18 protein-coding genes and 5 tRNA genes are annotated in these 16,531 nt (G+C 42.2%); all 23 read right to left on the bottom strand.

Features of this window, described 5'->3' with window-relative positions; genetic code table 11:
* Positions 1-35 precede the first annotated feature (35 nt).
* The 23 genes from rplL to FTU62_RS01125 all read right to left on the bottom strand — a co-directional run bounded on the left by rplL (position 36) and on the right by FTU62_RS01125 (position 16,529).
* Positions 36-407, bottom strand: coding sequence for a 50S ribosomal protein L7/L12 (gene rplL, locus FTU62_RS01015; protein ID WP_078189828.1), 372 nt, complete (start codon positions 405-407; stop codon positions 36-38).
* Positions 408-455: 48 nt separating this feature from the next.
* Positions 456-962, bottom strand: coding sequence for a 50S ribosomal protein L10 (rplJ, locus tag FTU62_RS01020; protein WP_111885844.1), 507 nt, complete (start codon positions 960-962; stop codon positions 456-458).
* Between the two features lie 301 nt (positions 963-1,263).
* On the bottom strand, positions 1,264-1,959 hold the full coding sequence (gene rplA / locus FTU62_RS01025) for a 50S ribosomal protein L1 (RefSeq protein WP_078189830.1): 696 nt from the start codon (positions 1,957-1,959) through the stop codon (positions 1,264-1,266).
* Between the two features lie 3 nt (positions 1,960-1,962).
* Positions 1,963-2,391, bottom strand: a complete 429-nt coding sequence (gene rplK / locus FTU62_RS01030) for a 50S ribosomal protein L11 (protein ID WP_004868049.1) — start codon at positions 2,389-2,391, stop codon at positions 1,963-1,965.
* A 115-nt stretch (positions 2,392-2,506) separates the two neighbouring features.
* Positions 2,507-3,040 (bottom strand): transcription termination/antitermination protein NusG, encoded by a 534-nt coding sequence (gene nusG, locus FTU62_RS01035; protein ID WP_078189831.1) that lies wholly within the window; start codon positions 3,038-3,040, stop codon positions 2,507-2,509.
* A gap of 7 nt (positions 3,041-3,047) precedes the next feature.
* Positions 3,048-3,488, bottom strand: coding sequence for a preprotein translocase subunit SecE (gene secE, locus FTU62_RS01040; RefSeq protein WP_078189832.1), 441 nt, complete (start codon positions 3,486-3,488; stop codon positions 3,048-3,050).
* A gap of 76 nt (positions 3,489-3,564) precedes the next feature.
* Positions 3,565-3,640 (bottom strand) — tRNA-Trp (locus FTU62_RS01045).
* A 55-nt stretch (positions 3,641-3,695) separates the two neighbouring features.
* A complete protein-coding gene (gene tuf, locus FTU62_RS01050; protein ID WP_180077405.1) occupies positions 3,696-4,886 on the bottom strand; it encodes an elongation factor Tu in 1,191 nt (396 codons plus the stop codon).
* Between the two features lie 155 nt (positions 4,887-5,041).
* A tRNA-Thr gene (locus FTU62_RS01055) sits at positions 5,042-5,116 on the bottom strand.
* Between the two features lie 23 nt (positions 5,117-5,139).
* Positions 5,140-5,215: transfer RNA gene (locus FTU62_RS01060), tRNA-Gly, on the bottom strand.
* 38 nt (positions 5,216-5,253) lie between these two features.
* Positions 5,254-5,337, bottom strand: a tRNA-Tyr gene (locus FTU62_RS01065).
* 54 nt (positions 5,338-5,391) lie between these two features.
* Positions 5,392-5,467: transfer RNA gene (locus tag FTU62_RS01070), tRNA-Thr, on the bottom strand.
* Between the two features lie 98 nt (positions 5,468-5,565).
* Complete coding sequence (gene trpE, locus FTU62_RS01075) at positions 5,566-7,059, bottom strand: anthranilate synthase component I (RefSeq protein ID WP_180101728.1); 1,494 nt, start codon at positions 7,057-7,059, stop codon at positions 5,566-5,568.
* A gap of 117 nt (positions 7,060-7,176) precedes the next feature.
* On the bottom strand, positions 7,177-7,845 hold the full coding sequence (gene gph / locus FTU62_RS01080) for a phosphoglycolate phosphatase (protein WP_180025946.1): 669 nt from the start codon (positions 7,843-7,845) through the stop codon (positions 7,177-7,179).
* A 77-nt stretch (positions 7,846-7,922) separates the two neighbouring features.
* Positions 7,923-8,672, bottom strand: coding sequence for an FHA domain-containing protein (locus FTU62_RS01085; protein ID WP_180101534.1), 750 nt, complete (start codon positions 8,670-8,672; stop codon positions 7,923-7,925).
* A 77-nt stretch (positions 8,673-8,749) separates the two neighbouring features.
* The gene (gspD, locus tag FTU62_RS01090) at positions 8,750-10,981 is read right to left on the bottom strand and encodes a type II secretion system secretin GspD (RefSeq protein ID WP_180101536.1); all 2,232 of its coding nucleotides are present in this window, start codon (positions 10,979-10,981) and stop codon (positions 8,750-8,752) included.
* Positions 10,982-11,023: 42 nt separating this feature from the next.
* Positions 11,024-11,890, bottom strand: a complete 867-nt coding sequence (locus FTU62_RS01095) for a type II secretion system protein N (RefSeq protein ID WP_180101538.1) — start codon at positions 11,888-11,890, stop codon at positions 11,024-11,026.
* Complete coding sequence (gene gspN, locus FTU62_RS01100; RefSeq protein ID WP_180101540.1) at positions 11,890-12,633, bottom strand: type II secretion system protein N; 744 nt, start codon at positions 12,631-12,633, stop codon at positions 11,890-11,892. The genes FTU62_RS01095 and gspN overlap by 1 nt, the downstream gene beginning before the upstream one ends.
* A 167-nt stretch (positions 12,634-12,800) precedes the next feature.
* Positions 12,801-13,127: an H-NS family nucleoid-associated regulatory protein gene (locus FTU62_RS01105; RefSeq protein WP_078190459.1), complete on the bottom strand. Its 327-nt coding sequence runs from the start codon at positions 13,125-13,127 to the stop codon at positions 12,801-12,803.
* 142 nt (positions 13,128-13,269) lie between these two features.
* Positions 13,270-13,701: a thioesterase family protein gene (locus FTU62_RS01110; protein ID WP_180101542.1), complete on the bottom strand. Its 432-nt coding sequence runs from the start codon at positions 13,699-13,701 to the stop codon at positions 13,270-13,272.
* A gap of 9 nt (positions 13,702-13,710) precedes the next feature.
* Positions 13,711-14,904, bottom strand: a complete 1,194-nt coding sequence (locus tag FTU62_RS01115) for a heme biosynthesis protein HemY (RefSeq protein ID WP_180101544.1) — start codon at positions 14,902-14,904, stop codon at positions 13,711-13,713.
* A gap of 6 nt (positions 14,905-14,910) precedes the next feature.
* Positions 14,911-15,753 (bottom strand): hypothetical protein, encoded by an 843-nt coding sequence (locus FTU62_RS01120; RefSeq protein WP_180101546.1) that lies wholly within the window; start codon positions 15,751-15,753, stop codon positions 14,911-14,913.
* Positions 15,750-16,529 carry a uroporphyrinogen-III synthase gene (locus tag FTU62_RS01125; RefSeq protein ID WP_180101548.1) on the bottom strand — a complete coding sequence of 260 codons (780 nt, stop codon included), beginning with the start codon at positions 16,527-16,529 and terminating at the stop codon, positions 15,750-15,752. The genes FTU62_RS01120 and FTU62_RS01125 overlap by 4 nt, the downstream gene beginning before the upstream one ends.
* Between the last annotated feature and the right edge of the window lie 2 nt (positions 16,530-16,531).

Raw genomic sequence — 16,531 nt, forward strand, 5'->3', positions numbered from 1 at the left:
GGAGCCGATTATAAAAAAATCGACTCCCCTTAAGATTACTTAAGTGTAACTGTAGCACCAGCTTCTTCAAGTTTTTTCTTAAGTTCTTCGCCTTCTTCTTTAGAAACGCCTTCTTTAAGAACTGAAGGAGCGCTTTCAACAAGATCTTTAGCTTCTTTAAGACCAAGGCCAGTAGCTTCACGAACTGCTTTAATTACAGCAACTTTGTTAGCACCGAAAGAAGTCAACTCAACGTTGAATTCTGATTGTTCTTCAGCAGCAGCACCAGCAGCGCCAGGAGCAGCAGCAACTGCTACAGCAGCAGCAGATACGTTGAATTTTTCTTCGAAAGCAGAAATAAGTTCAACAAGTTCAAGAACAGTTTTTTCAGCAACTGCGTTTAAGATTTCTTCGTTTGTTAAAGCCATGAGAGTAACTCCAAATGGGTATTGAATGGTGTGTAAATTGATTTAAGCTTAAGCAGCTTCTGACTCGTTTTTCTCTTTGAGCGCAGTAATAAGGCGACCCAATTTCGAAATAGGAGCTTGAAGAACGTTTGCAAGCATAGTAAGCGCTTTCTCTTGGTTTGGAAGGTTCGCGATAACGCTAACTTCAGCACCTTGATAAACCTTACCGTCAAATGCAGCAGCTTTAAGTTCAAATGCTTTATTAGTTTTAGCAAATTCTTCGAACAAACGAGCAGCTGCGCCCATGTCGTCTTCAGAAGTTGAGAAAGCTAAGATTGTTGGGCCAACAAGGTTGTCGCTCAAGATATTGAATTGAGTATCTTGAAGAGCACGTTTAGCCAAAGTGTTACGAACTACACGAGTAGCAACACCTAGTTTACGAGCTTCAACACGTAGAGCAGTTAATTGCTCAACAGTTAAACCTTGATAGTCAGCAACAACAGCAGCATACGCAGTAGAAGCAACTTCAGTTACTTCAGCTACGATCTGTTTTTTGCCTTCGATAAGAAGAGCCATTGTAAAACCTCCTAACGGTGATTTATGCACCTATACAGATGCACTCCCAATTCGTTAGCTCATCACTGAACCAACACGCGGAGGAGGAACAAATCACACCACCGCGTCTACTCAGGCTGGGCTATTAAGAAGAAAGCATAAAACTCCCCTCGCCTGAGGTCTTTGACGCTGATAAATCTAAATTTATCAATTCAAAGTTTGCCTGAATTACGCAATATACGACGAAGCGCTTCTTGCGTAATATTTAAAGCAGCGCTTTAAATATTACTCAGGGCTTTAAAATTCTGTAATAAGTCGAAACTTATTTAGAAACGTTTGCTACATCAACAACAAGACCAGGACCCATAGTAGAGCTTAGAGTGATCTTTTGGATGTAAACACCTTTAGAAGTAGCAGGTTTTGCTTTCTTAAGGTCAGCTACAAGAGCTTCAACGTTTGAACGAACAGCTTCAGCAGTAAAACCCACTTGACCGATCGCAGCGTGGATAATACCCGCTTTGTCTACACGGTAACGTGCTTGACCAGCTTTCGCGTTTTTAACAGCAGAAGCTACGTCAGGAGTTACAGTACCCACTTTAGGGTTTGGCATTAAGCCACGTGGACCAAGAATCGTACCTAACTTACCAACAACGCGCATTGCATCCGGAGCTGCAATTACTACGTCAAAGTCAAGGTTACCCGCTTGGATGCTTTCAGCAAGATCATCAAAACCAACAACGTCCGCGCCTTCAGCTTTAGCAGCTTCAGCAGCAGCGCCTTGAGCAAACACAGCTACACGTACAGTTTTACCAGTACCTGCAGGAAGTGTAGTCGCACCACGAACAACTTGGTCAGATTTACGAGGATCAACACCTAGGTTTACAGCAACATCCAAAGATTCTTTGAATTTTACTGCTGGAAGGCCGTTAAGAACTGCAACTGCTTCTTCCAAAGTGTAAACTTTGTTAGCTTCAACAGCAGCAACAATGGCTTTTTGACGTTTAGTTAATTTAGCCATGTCTTATAGCTCCACTTCCAAGCCCATAGAACGCGCAGAACCAGCAATGGTACGTACACGTGCGTCTAAATCAGCACCAGTAAGATCTGGTTCTTTAGTAGTCGCAATTTCTTCTAATTGAGCGCGAGTCAACTTACCAACTTTAGTTTTGTTAGGTACAGCTGAACCCTTTTGGATGCCCGCAGCTTTCTTAAGAAGAATCGCAGCAGGAGGAGTTTTCATGATGAATGTGAACGACTTGTCGTTGTACACAGTGATCACTACTGGAATTGGAAGACCAGCTTCAACTTTTTGTGTCGCAGCATTGAATTCTTTACAGAATGCCATGATGTTAACACCACGTTGACCTAGTGCAGGACCAATCGGTGGAGATGGATTTGCTTTACCAGCTGGAACTTGCAGCTTGATATAGCCGTCAATCTTCTTAGCCATTTCAATTACCTCTGGGTACTAACGCCGCTAGGCTCCCCATACATATAAGTAACGATACCGTTACAACAACAATGCCCGACTCATAACAAATCGGGCGTTTATCAACCAAGTTAAATTAAACCGATTTTTCGACTTGGCGAAATTCCAGCTCAACCTGAGTTGGTCGATTAAATACATTAATCGTCAACGTCAAACGTGACTTATCGTATAGAACTTCTTCCACCACGCCTTTAAAATCGGTGAATGGACCGTCAATTACGAGTAATTCTTCACCTGGTTCAAACATCGTCTTAGGACGAGGTGCTTCGCCAGTATTGCGTACACGTGCAAGAATCGCATCAGCTTCTTTTTGCGTAATTGGTGCAGGCTTTTCTGCAGTACCACCGATGAAACCTAATACTTTTGGACATTCTTTAACAATGTGCCAAGTTTCATCATTCATTTCCATCTCGACTAACACATAGCCGGGAAAGAATTTACGCTCAGATTTACGTTTCTTACCATCCTTCATTTCCACTACTTCTTCAGTAGGGACAAGGACTTCACCAAAGCTATCGGCTACAGCGCTACGCTGGATTCGATCATTAAGTGAGCGTAACACTTGTTTTTCATAACCAGAATAGGCATGAATAATGTACCAACGTTTCATAGCTCTCTTACCCGATAATAAACTTCATTAACCAGCTCAAAGCATAGTCAAAGCACCATAATAAAATAGATGCCACTAAGACTACCGCAAGTACCTGCCAAGATGTGGTCATGGTCTCTTGCTTGGTTGGCCAAGTCACTCGACGTAACTCAATTCGAGCATCTTTCAACAATCGAACAAAGCCTTTGCCTTGATGGGTGGCGTATAATAAACCTAAAGCCACGATGATACAAGCCAAAATTACCCCAACACGGACCCAAACATCATTCGCTGGTGCCCAGTATGCTGGCAAATGTTGATTCACCATCATAGAACTACCGAGTAAAATCAACGCGATAACCCACAGAACATAGTCTAAAGGGGAACCAGAATTAACAACTTCAGCAGGATTATTTCTTTGAGGAATTGGCGCGTCGCTTAATGCGTCACGCGATTTATCATTCGACATTTTTGTACTCGTCGTAGGATTCGCGACTTATTATATGACCAGTTGAGCCAGCATCAAGCTTCTTTTTAAAAAAATTTGGCAGGCCAGGAGGGACTCGAACCCCCAACATTCGGTTTTGGAGACCGACGCTCTACCAATTGAACTACTGACCTGCAGAGCAAATCGAGAGTCGAAACTCTCGATCTGTACAAAGATAACTGTATTATATTATGCAGTTACTTTAGAAACAACACCCGCACCAACTGTACGGCCACCTTCACGGATCGCAAAGCGTAAGCCAGCGTCCATTGCGATTGGGTGGATTAATTCTACTGACATTTCTACGTTGTCACCAGGCATAACCATTTCAACGCCTTCTTTAAGCGAGATCGCACCAGTTACGTCAGTTGTACGGAAGTAGAACTGTGGACGGTAACCGTTAAGGAATGGAGTATGACGGCCACCTTCGTCTTTAGAAAGTACGTATACTTCTGCGTCGAATTTAGTATGCGGTTTGATTGTACCTGGTTTAGCAAGTACTTGACCACGTTGAACGTCTTCACGTTTAGTACCACGTAGAAGAACACCACAGTTCTCGCCCGCACGACCTTCGTCAAGAAGTTTACGGAACATTTCTACGCCAGTTACAGTTGTTTTAACTGTATCTTTAATACCAACGATTTCAACTTCTTCGCCTACTTTCACGATACCAGTTTCAACACGGCCAGTTACTACTGTACCACGACCTGAAATTGAGAATACGTCTTCGATTGGCATAAGGAATGCTTGGTCGATAGCACGTTCTGGTTCTGGGATGTAAGAGTCAAGAGCTTCAACAAGAGCAACTACAGCATCTTCGCCGTATTGACCAGCTTCACCATTAAGCGCTGCAAGAGCAGAACCACGGATTACTGGAGTGTCGTCGCCTGGGAAGTCATAAGTAGAAAGAAGTTCACGAACTTCCATTTCTACTAATTCAATTAATTCTTCGTCGTCTACGATATCGCATTTGTTTAGGAATACAACGATATAAGGTACACCTACCTGACGAGAAAGGAGGATGTGTTCACGAGTTTGTGGCATTGGACCATCAGTCGCCGAACAAACAAGGATCGCACCATCCATTTGCGCAGCACCAGTAATCATGTTTTTAACATAATCGGCGTGACCTGGGCAGTCTACGTGAGCGTAGTGACGGATTGGAGAATCGTATTCTACGTGTGAAGTATTAATTGTAATACCACGTGCTTTTTCTTCTGGTGCAGAGTCGATTGCAGCGTAATCTTTCGCTTCACCACCGAATTTTTTTGCACATACAGTTGCAATTGCAGCTGTTAAAGTCGTTTTACCATGGTCAACGTGACCGATTGTGCCCACGTTAACGTGCGGCTTATTACGTTCAAACTTAGCCTTAGCCATGCTTTTCTTCCTCGTTTACGTCGAACACAATTCTGAGTAAAACCCAGCTCCGACATATCGCCTAAAAAAAATAAACACCCAATACTTGAAAAGCAGACTAAAAAGCCTGCTTCTGGAATCTTGCGCAACATTTAAAGTTGCTAAACTGTAAAATCTGGAGCTCTTATCGAGATTTGAACTCGAGACCTCTCCCTTACCAAGGGAGTGCTCTACCACTGAGCTATAAGAGCAAATATAAGCACTTCAATAGATATGGAGCGGGAGACGAGGGTCGAACTCGCGACATGTAGCTTGGAAGGCTACCGCTCTACCAACTGAGCTACTCCCGCACGATGTTGGTACAAACCACTTATTGAAGTCTTAAAATTGGTGGTGAGGGAAGGATTCGAACCTTCGAAACTTTCGTAGCGGAGTTACAGTCCGCCCCCTTTGACCGCTCGGGAACCTCACCATTTTACACTTACTTCAGTGTTGTTCTCTCTACTCACTCTCAAACTTTCTAAGATGGTGCCGGCACACGGATTCGAACTGTGGACCTACTGATTACAAGTCAGTTGCTCTACCAACTGAGCTATGCCGGCGTTTCTTAGTGTTTCGTACGTTTCGTATCGGAACGGTGTGCAGTTTAGCAAATCTTGAAATCCTTGCAAGTGTTTTTTCTAAAAAAAACGTGAAAAACTCATAAAATCAATCCATTTGACGATAATTCAACCGCTTTGATCACTGCGCGAGCTTTTATTTGGGTTTCATTCCACTCTGATTCAGGATTTGAGTCGTACACCACCCCTGCTCCAGCTTGAACATAGACCTTATTTTGACGAATTACACAGGTACGAATCGCAATCGACATGTCCATTTCGCCATGCCAGCCTAAATAACCAACAGCACCACCAAAAATTCCACGTTTTACTGGTTCAACTTCGTCAATAATTTCCATAGCACGGATTTTTGGTGCGCCTGAAAGCGTACCCGCAGGGAATGTTGCCTTAAAAACATCCAAAGCATCGACATCATCACGTACTTCACCTTGCACATTTGACACAATGTGCATGACATGCGAATAACGTTCGATCACCATTTGATCAGTCACGTGAACTTTACCGATTTTAGAAACGCGTCCAACATCATTTCGCCCCAAATCGATCAACATCAAATGCTCTGCAATTTCTTTTTCATCAGATAGCAAATCTTTTTCTAGCGCTAAATCTTCTTCTTTTGTTTTACCCCGTGGTCGCGTTCCCGCCAAAGGACGAACTGTTGCCACACCATTTTCTAAACGAGACAAAATTTCAGGTGATGAACCAACAATATGAAAAGGAATGTCATTTTCAAGTGTCTGCCCTTGCACCAAGAACAAATATGGCGATGGATTGAGGTGACGTAGTGCACGATAGACCTGTAAAGGCTCACCATCAAAATCGGATACCATACGATGACCTGGCACAACCTGCATCACATCACCGGCTTTAATGTACTCTTTTACTTTTGCAATAGAGTCAATAAAGTTATCGTGTCCGGTGATGGATTCAAACTGTGGTGCAGTATGCTTATTTGCTTTGAGTGCAATTGGGGTTGCCAAAAGTTCTTCTAGCTCATCCAATTGTTGCTGCGCCTTGGTATAGGCCTCAGCATCATTTACATCGGCATGCACAATTAAGAATAAGGTATCCTTAAGGTTATCAAAGACGATGACGGTTTTTGATAGCATCATCCAAATATCCGGAATCCCGACCGGGTCAGCTTCTGGAACATTATTGAGCTTTGGTTCGATATAACGTACAGCATCATAACCAAAGTATCCAACCAATCCACCGGTAAAGCTCGGCAACGCTGGCAAATCTTGCTGTGTAGGCACTTTATATTGTGCTTGGAAGTCACGAATGTATTGAAATGGGTCAGCACATTGTTGTTTTTCAACCGAGCCATCAGCATGTTGAACGGTCAACTGCCCTTCATTGCACGAAAATACGGTGGACTCGCCCAAGCCAATAATGGAGTAACGCGCCCAGTTTTCGCCACCCTCTACAGATTCAAATAAATAGGCTTGTTTATGTTGTTTTAATCTCGCAAAGACAGAAAGTGGAGTTTCTGTATCTGCCAAACGCTGACGATATACTGGAATCAAGTTATATCCAGCAGTTTTCAGTTGTTCAAATTGAGTTTGTGTAGTCATTTCGGTTTCTCTATATTTCGCGTGGTCAATTTCAGTTAATTTCTTCTCATGCTGATTGAGTGACGCCATCGAAAACCTACACACTTGCTCATTTTCACTTCCTTAACCCTACTTATTTCAACCCAATAATTCTTTTAAGTTATCAACCACGTGCTGCGGCTGACAATCTCGAATATTTTCACCATGATTATAGCCATAGCTGACCACAATACAATCAATACCCGCACGACGTGCTGCCTCTACATCATTGACAGAATCACCCACCATCAAAATTTGCTGTTTCGGCAAGGCATAATGCTCCGCACAATACTCTAGCTGCTTGGGATGTGGTTTACGCTCTTCAAAACGATCTCCGCCAATCACATCATCAAAGTATTCATGCATACCTAGTGCCTGCACAATACTGCGTGCCGGTTGCTCTGGTTTATTGGTCACACAAATCAGAATTTTCTCTTCTGCTTTTGCCCAATCCAAGAACTCTAGAATGCCGTCAAAGGGCTGCGTCAAAACACAAGGATCTGCATTGTAAATCTTTAGAAAAGTTTCCAGTAAAAGATGGTGCTGTGCGGCATCCACCTTCCCGGTCAAGTATTCAAGTACGCTATGACAAAACAATGAAGTTCCTTTCCCAATCCAGTTTCGCACCTGCGCTTCTGTGACCAACGGTAATTGCAACGCATTTAAACTCATATTCATCGCACGATGTAAGTCAGATGCTGAATCGACTAGCGTTCCATCCAGATCAAATAAAATCATTTGGCGTTCTGCTAAACGAACTTCAAACATAATGTCCCTCTATTTTTTTGTAAATTTTCCCCATAAAAAAGGCATGCCCATGCATGCCTTTTGAGGAATGTCTCGGTTTATTTAAACAAGACCCATGCAATAATTGCAAGAATGATTAAAACAATGACTGAGATTAAACCCACAGAGGCATTTTTTTGCGCTTCACGCTCTTGCTCTACACATGTCGCTGGAATCTCTACATCACATGCTTCATTTTTCGAAGCAGCAGTAATATCAATTCCCTCAGGAATTGGTGCAGGTTTAGGCACACCTACATTGGTCGGCATACCATCACGAGTCAATTGAACCGAGCCATCTCGCTCTTTCAACTCAGGCATACCTTGATCATTCATTTGTTGTGCTGCGGTTTTAACAACAGGCTCTTGTGCCTTAGTCTCAGACGTGTTTGCTACAGACTCTTGTGCCACAGTTTCAGAAACTGCAACAGCTTCAGACGGCTGCTGAACAGGTGTAATTTCTTCTGTTTGCAACGCTTCAATGCTTTGTTCAATATCCGCTGGGATCTGAACAGCTTTAGCTGGAGCCAATAAACTAAACTTCACACTGGCAAACTGTACAATATCACCTTCTTTTAAAAGTGATTCACCAGTCAAACGGACATCATTAATAAACGTCCCATTGGATGAATTAAGATCTTGCAACCAGAGTGCCTGATCTTTCAGTATAAAAGCAGCATGTTTACGCGACACATCAGATTCTTGCAAAACAATATCTGCTTGCTGGTGGCGACCCACCAACATATCTCGTTCAATACTAATTTCTTGTCCTGTTAAATCACCAGAAATTGCTTGAATTTTCCAAGTCATGAAGTTAATTCTCTATTGCTCGTTTTTTTCATCATAGCATGCTGTGGTTTTAAAGCTAAACCACCCTGCTGTATCACCTAAGGCATGCCCGCCACTTTGCCATTCGGTACGGTAATGGTTTGGCGCTTCACCGCAGGCTCAATGGCGACTGGCGTGGAGACCACTGCCGCTGGCTGTGTCGTTTGTGGTGCTGTGGGTACCGTCTTATACACAGGGGCTGGTGCTATACCCTTTGAAACAGGTATGCGCTGCTGATACACATCATCAACATTTTCAGGCAATTTCGCAAAATTACCATCATTATCCAGTGCCAGTTGCAGACTATAGAGCTGACTGTAGCGCTGCTGAGACATTTTCTTCACATCAGCAGAATTTCCAACAATAGTCGGATGAATAAAGATCAGTAAATTGCGTTTACTGTTGGACTTTCCTTCCGAGCTAAAAAGTTTACCCAGTACAGGAATAGCCCCTAGCCCCGGAACGGATTGACGCCCATGCAATGTATTATCAGAGATCAAACCACCCAACACAATTGTTTGACCATGCTCTGCCAAGATCGAGGTTTTGATCGCGCGTTTAGTCGTAACCAAATCCGAAGCTTGACCTTTATTGTCTTTTACATCAGAAACTTCTTGCTCTACCTCTAAACGCACAGAGCCGCCGTCGCCAATATGCGGTACAACTTTCAAAGTTACACCGACATCTTTACGCTCAATCGATGTATATGGATTGGCTGTACCACCATTGGTGGTGACCGAGCCTGTCACAAATGGAACGTTCTCACCCACCACAATATAGGCTTCTTCGTTATCCATCGTCACAATAGACGGTGTAGATAATAAATTGGATTTGGTTTTTTCTTTTAGGGCCTGAATCATCGCACCATAGAGTTTGCGTGAACCATCACTGCCTTCACGATAATCACCAAGGACCAAAGAAGTACCGGCACTCACCGCGCTACCTGCACCCGCAGCGCCGCCAGTTAAATATCCTGCGGCAATATTTTTTAAACTCGAACCAAAGTTATCAAAGTTAATTAAGCCGATACCACTACTGATATCACCCAACGCCCATTGCACACCGAGTTGATCGGTATCCGTGCCTTCGACTTCAATAATCGCCGCTTCGATCAGCACTTGCTGACGACGAATATCGAGCTGTTGAATCGCAGATTCAATTTCACGCATGAGCTGCGGATCTGCTTTCACAATCAGTGCATTTTGTGTGGTATCGGCAATAATACTGACGCCATTGGCATTAAAACTTGAAATACCGTTTTGCGTATTATTGGAAGAGTTATTGCTGTTGAGGTTAATACCTGAACTGGTGTTATTTTGTGAACTGAATGACTGTGAATTTGAACTGTTATTATCATTCATTAAGCTGTTCATCGTGCTGCTATTTGAGCTATTCGATGAATTCGTACTCGAAACGGCCTGCCCCGTGACCAAGCCTTGTAAGATTTCCGACAAGTTTTTGGCACTTGCATACTTTAGACGAAAAACTTTCAATCCACCCAATCGATCTGCCGCAGGCACATCTAAGGTTTCAATAATTTTACGAATACGCTTACGTGTCGCTGTATCACCTTTAATGATAATACGATTGGTTCGATTGTCCGCAATAATACGAATTCGTGACCCTTTCGGGTCTTTTGATGCGCCGGTCGAACTCATCGACTCTAACAGCCCAATCATTTCTTCGGCCTGACTCGATTGCAGCGTCACTGCTTCGATATCATTTTGACCCGTTCCATCTAAATTACGAATAATCGTTTCGAGCTGGTAAATATTACTAGCACGGTCTGAGACGATCAGCGCATTGGTCCCTGCCACTGCCGACAAATGTGCAAATTGTGGCATCAAGGGACGTAGGGCTGGAATTAAGTCATTCGCATTGGTGTTATCGAGCCAAATTACTCGGGTGACAATTTGGTCTCCAGACGCACGGTGGCGCGCATCATAAGGAATGCCCGAGCTTTTTACATTACTGTCTGGAACCAGTTTAATGGTGTTGCCCGATGGAATTGCCACTACACCATTCACATTCAACACACCGAGAAACAGGTCATAGACTTCATTTTTATTTAAAGGCTTATTGGAAATAACCGTTACATTTCCTCGTACCCGTGGATCAACTGCAAAATTTTTCCCCGTGATATCTGCGACTTCATTAATGAATGCCGTAAGATCTGCATCACGTAAATTGATTTTCCAAGTTTGTGCATAACTTGCTGTGCTGACCATAGCAACCAAGGGCACCATGGCATAGGCAGCTAAAGTTGAACGGTTATTATTAAATAAAGCCATATACGCCTGTGTTTCCTAACCCTATAAAGTGATGAGACATCACTAAAAATCCTGTTGTATGGTCATCACTTGATCACCACGTTTGACTTCAAGTTTCACCTGCCCTTCACGGCGGGCTTGTTCTAATAATTGCGCCTCAGATTGTCCCGCACCGACCGCCTGCCCATTTAAAGACATGATGCGGTCACCCGGCTGCAAACCCAATTTATTTCTTAAGGCTGCAGGTGTTCGATTTGAAACCTCAAACCCACCATTAACTGATGGATTTACCCCCATTTCCTGCATATATTGTTCACGATTTTCAGTCATGCGTTGTACGGCCTGACCAATCGCGGACTGCGTTGTGCTTTGCCCTAAATTTGCAGGATCAGTTGTATTTTGCATGCTGTTATTCTGCAAAGATCCGCCTGATGTTGCATTGGCTGTAGGGACAATCGGTTGATCTAATCCGTTTTCAATACCTTGGAACGCCAATTCACGCCGTGCACCATTACCCTGCGTTAAAATCACCTTATCCCAATAAACTTCAGCCAGTTGATATGATGAACCTTGAATGGTTTCTCCAACCAAGTAGCGATCTGAACTCTCATTGACCTTAATCACTGCCGACGAGTAGCGACTTGGCTGTCCAACCACCACACCTTGTAACACCATATTTAACTGCGCGTCAGCTGCTGAACTGCGGTTTTCCTGAAACAAGGCAAAAGAGCTAATATTAGGAACTTGCGTTTGCTGTGAACCCAATTCAACTCGGTCTAACTGCATGGCTTGTGGCGGTGCAATCAATAACCAAAATAAAGCGGCTAACTTCCAGCACAGGTACAAAATTATTAAAACCAAGACCACAGGTGCAAGTCGATCTGTTTGCTTCCAATTGATCTCGCGGATTTTTTCTAAATAGTCAGCCATCAGTTCACCCCACTCAATAGAGGTTGACGCGAACTAATCACATACGTATCTAATCCAGCCTTACCTTCATAGGAAGCAACATTCATCAAAAAGCGCTGGGTTAATTGCACATCCAACATGAGGTCTGGCTCAAGTGACAAATTCATCATTTTTTGTTCACGTTGATCTCGAACATCAATCGACAATTTGCCATTATCATCTTTTAATTGGGCCAACATGGCAGGCACATTCATTGACTCTTGACGCTGTGCAAAGCTAAAGGATAAATCCCCGCCTGCCCACTGCATCTCACCTGATGAACGACTAAATCCCTGTTGTGGCTTATATTTAAACTGCACATCTTTTAATTGAATGGCATTCGTTGGCCATTGCCAATCGGCAAAACTTTTTAAGGTTTCAGGGGCAATTTGACCCTCTAAGTTTTTAATACTAATACTTTTACCAAAACCATAACCCATCACACCTTGTAGTTTGGTATTGCCACTATGAATTTCAACATTTGCACCCAAGCGCAATAAAATCAAATCCCACGGGCGCGTGTTCCAGTTTAACGAGCCTTTCAAGTTTCCTCGTGTCCAATCTGCTTGCCCGTGCCAAATATTGCCACTGACGTTATGTAGCATTTGGTTATTTTTATAAAACTTTGTAATGAGCCACGCTGCTGGTACTTGCAGCATAACGAAAATTAAAAAACTGATCGCAGCAAAAATGAGCCACCGAATATTATTAGTTTTATTGATCATCCCACCACAACCGATCCATCAATTTTTTTCCATCATTTAAACATTTTTCTTTATAGACACATTATGCATACTTTTTCTGCATAGCCAATTCAAAGAGATAAAAAAACCAGGCATTTGCCTGGTTTAATTATCCTGAACTCAGGATATGACGATTTCATGAATTGTTCTTAAATTAAGAAGTCTTCTAGTTTCGCGCCTTTTTCTAACTCAGCCACTAACCAACGTGGTTGTTTACCACGACCAGTCCAAGTGTCATCTGCATTAGTTTTGCTACGGTAACGTGGCTCAACAGCTTTACGAGTTGATTTTTTACGTTTGCTTGAACCAAATTCAAGGATTTGTTCAACGCTTAAATCTAAATTTTCTGCAATTTCAACAATACGGTTGTACGCATCTTCAATCGCTTGATCTTTTTTAGATGCAATCAGCGCTTCAGCTTCTACTTGAAGCTTCTTTAACTCTTCAACTGATAAATTACTAATATCAGGCATAATCTTTAACTCCGAAATTTCATTTTAATAATGCTTATGAAAACTCGCTCATAATATTATAATAAAATTTTTATTCAATAAATAACTTTCATTTTACTACAATATTTTAACACGACTCATTAAAATATATAAAGTTAAATTGTATTTAAATATTATTTCCCACTGAAATCTCTAAAGCTTTTATTTTGGTCTTTATACTTTCTGGAATTGAAGTTTTTTGTAGGGTAGTTTTATCCACGCACACAATAACTGCATCGCCTGTTGCAACGATTTTTTGTTGCTGTTCACTCCATAATATATAACTCATACGAAATGCACTATTCCTTAACTCTTCAACGCGCGTTGCCACTTTTAAAATATCAGGATAAACCACGGGGCTTAAATATTTACATTGGCTTGAAGCCACAACCGTAACCACAGACTGATCAAATATATCCAACTGATCTAAATAACCAATCCGCGCACTTTCCATATAACGATAATAATGCACGTTATTTACATGACCAAAAGCATCCATATCCCCCCAAGCGACGTGTTGAGTATGAACCAATGAATATTGAGCTAAATCTTCTCGCATATAATGTCCTTATATTCGAATTTCCATAAAATTGGCATTATTTTCAAATATTAAATTTAATTGTTTGATCAAGTCATCCTGCTGATTTAAGGCTGACTTGATGCGTAAATAACTCATTAATACATCATTTGGATATAATTCTAACAATGCATCTGCTTCAGCTTGACGTGCTGTCGCTTGGTAAATATTCCATTTTGCAAAACTAAAAACAGGCAGCGCAGGATACTTTTCTTCCCAACGTTGAATCTGCTGTTCTACAGCCACATAGTCAGGGTTTTGCTTCAGCATTTTTTGCTGGAACCACAAAAAGAACACTTCTTTGTTAAATTGCTGTTCCAGCAAATGAATGGCCAATTGCTCATGCTCCTGACTCATCTCTGGCATACGAGACAAGACTTTTAACCAAAGCACCTTGACCGCATATTTACGCTCTGTAATTTGATCTTGCAAATCCAAATAACGCTGCTTTAAATGCTGTAAGTCATCGACATCAGCTTGATCAAACGCTGATAATAATTGTTCCAACCAAGCTTGTTTTGTCAGCTCATCTAAATGTCCATAACGTGTCGAACGCAAATACAACCAAGGAAACTGCAACGCAAACATGCCCCATAGCGTGGTTAGGCGCTGCTCATAGGCACTACTGACTTTTTGCAACCATGGCGATAGTTCATGTTGATTTAAAAATTCAAGATGCGTTAAAGCCTTTTCACCCTCTTGTTGAGATAAATAAATTTCAATCCGTTGCAATTCTGCAAGTTCAAAAGCCATTGGATTGGTCTGAGTTAATGCATTTAATGCTGTTTCATATTGCTGCTGAATCCAATATAAACGCGCATCGATCACCCCTTTTAATAATCCAGACTCAGTAAAAGCTTGCTGAATAAAGTTTTTTTGATCTTGCGCAGCATTTAAAAGCCAAATGACAGCCAATTGCTCATAGGGATGTAGTTTATTAAAACTAAAGACTGTTTCAGCTTTACGCTGTTCTCGACTTAAATAGCGTTTAACCGCATACCAAAGCATTTGCACGACTAAACTCAGTAATGCCAGCAATAATGCTAAAAACCAAATATTAGATTGAACTTGCCATTCACGCCAGTATAAATAGACATAGCCTGCACCATGTCCAAAACTCAGCAAACTAATAATGGCAACAACCAATAAGCTAATAAATAAATAGGCCAATAAAATATGTTTCATAGTCGATTATCCTATGAGTGCCCGAGTATTTAATAGCGGTACAGAAATAACCGGAATGTCCTTTAATTGTTCTAAACGTTGGCGTATCAGTTTTAATGAAGCATCTGGCAATTGCTGCATAATTTTAATAATTTCAGTGATTTCTTGTTGAAATTGAGGATATTGTCCTTGATTTAAAACCTGCTGAGCCAAAATTAAACGTAACTGCATTTCTTTTAATACCAAGCTACGCTGCATTAATACGGGACTCGGTTGTTCGACTGATTCGACTTGAATCCATTTTTGCCAAAAAGAAAGACCTTTTTGCTGCTCTTTTGAACTATAGGGCTTTAATATTTCTTTTTCTAACAATTGATCGATCGATTGCAGAGTATTTTTCACTTTATCAGACTGCAACTGACGCTCTGTCACATATTGCTTTAAGGTTTCACGGTCTTTTTGAATTACCTGATGCAAACTCATGCGCAGTGCAGGTGCCAAGCTCAACTGATCTAATTGTTGGTCTAATTGGTTTAATTTTTCCAAAGCAACAGCAAATTGTTGTTGCTGCATGGCAAATTCAACCAAATCAAGTTGCTGGCCCACAACCAACATCGGCTCAATACTATGGGTCGCCTCAGCAGCAATCGAAGCATTCGATGTCGTTGAAGCCGACATCTCGGTCGTTGTGCCGCTCAACTGGCGTTTCAAAGCCACGACCTGATCATTCAAACCTGCATTGCGCTGTTGCAATAAAGTTTGCTGTTGCATCAGTTCGGTTTGTTGAGCATTGACTTGAAATAGGTCAAAACTGAGTTTAGCCAACCAAAGTACGGCGACAATGACCACAACGACAAACAACTTCTTCATGTATTTCCCTGCACGACTTGCACATGCTGCAATATGTGTGTCGCGTTTAAATCTTCGAGTTGAATAATTTTAAAATCTTTGTTCAGTGTTATACGACTTTGCTCAAGTAGCTCGAACAACCTTACACCTAAAACTAAAAAATGTGCATGGCGCAGTACTGATAAATGCGACTGAATCAGGTCAAGCCAATTGAGCCAACTGGCCTCACTGGTGATCAACATACAATATGGAGATGACAACTGATGTTCAGAAATGAGTGTTTTTACTTTTTGAGTGGTCTCTTCCGGTAGATGCCGTTCATATAGCACAAAATTGAGAATCTGAATGCCACGTGCTAGCAACTGCTGCATCATAAATTGACGACCACCTTCACCGCGCCAAAATGCAACGCAAGCCCCGGCCTCTAATTGTTCTAAATGGCTTAAGGTGAGCATTCCCTCCGAGGTTTCCACCTGCGGTACGACACTGTGAATGCCATAATCAGCCAGCTTTGCTGCAGTTGCATCACCGACTGCAACCCATTGAATATGTTCGAGCTGATCAAGTGAAATGCCTGCCTTACGCAAACCTTGCATTCCAAAGGTAACCGCAGAGGGGCTCACCACAACCAATACATCAGCAGCACTCAACTGGGCGTAGCACGCTGCCAATGCTTCTGACCATGCCCGTGGCTTGAGCTCAAGTAATGGAAGCTCGACCACAGCGACACCCGCAGAGCGCAGCGTCAAGCTAAGCTGCGTTGCACGATCTGCTGGACGTGTATTGATAAAAAGCATGT

The sequence above is a fragment of the Acinetobacter sp. YH12126 genome, assembly GCF_013418745.1.
Taxonomy (GTDB): domain Bacteria; phylum Pseudomonadota; class Gammaproteobacteria; order Pseudomonadales; family Moraxellaceae; genus Acinetobacter; species Acinetobacter amyesii.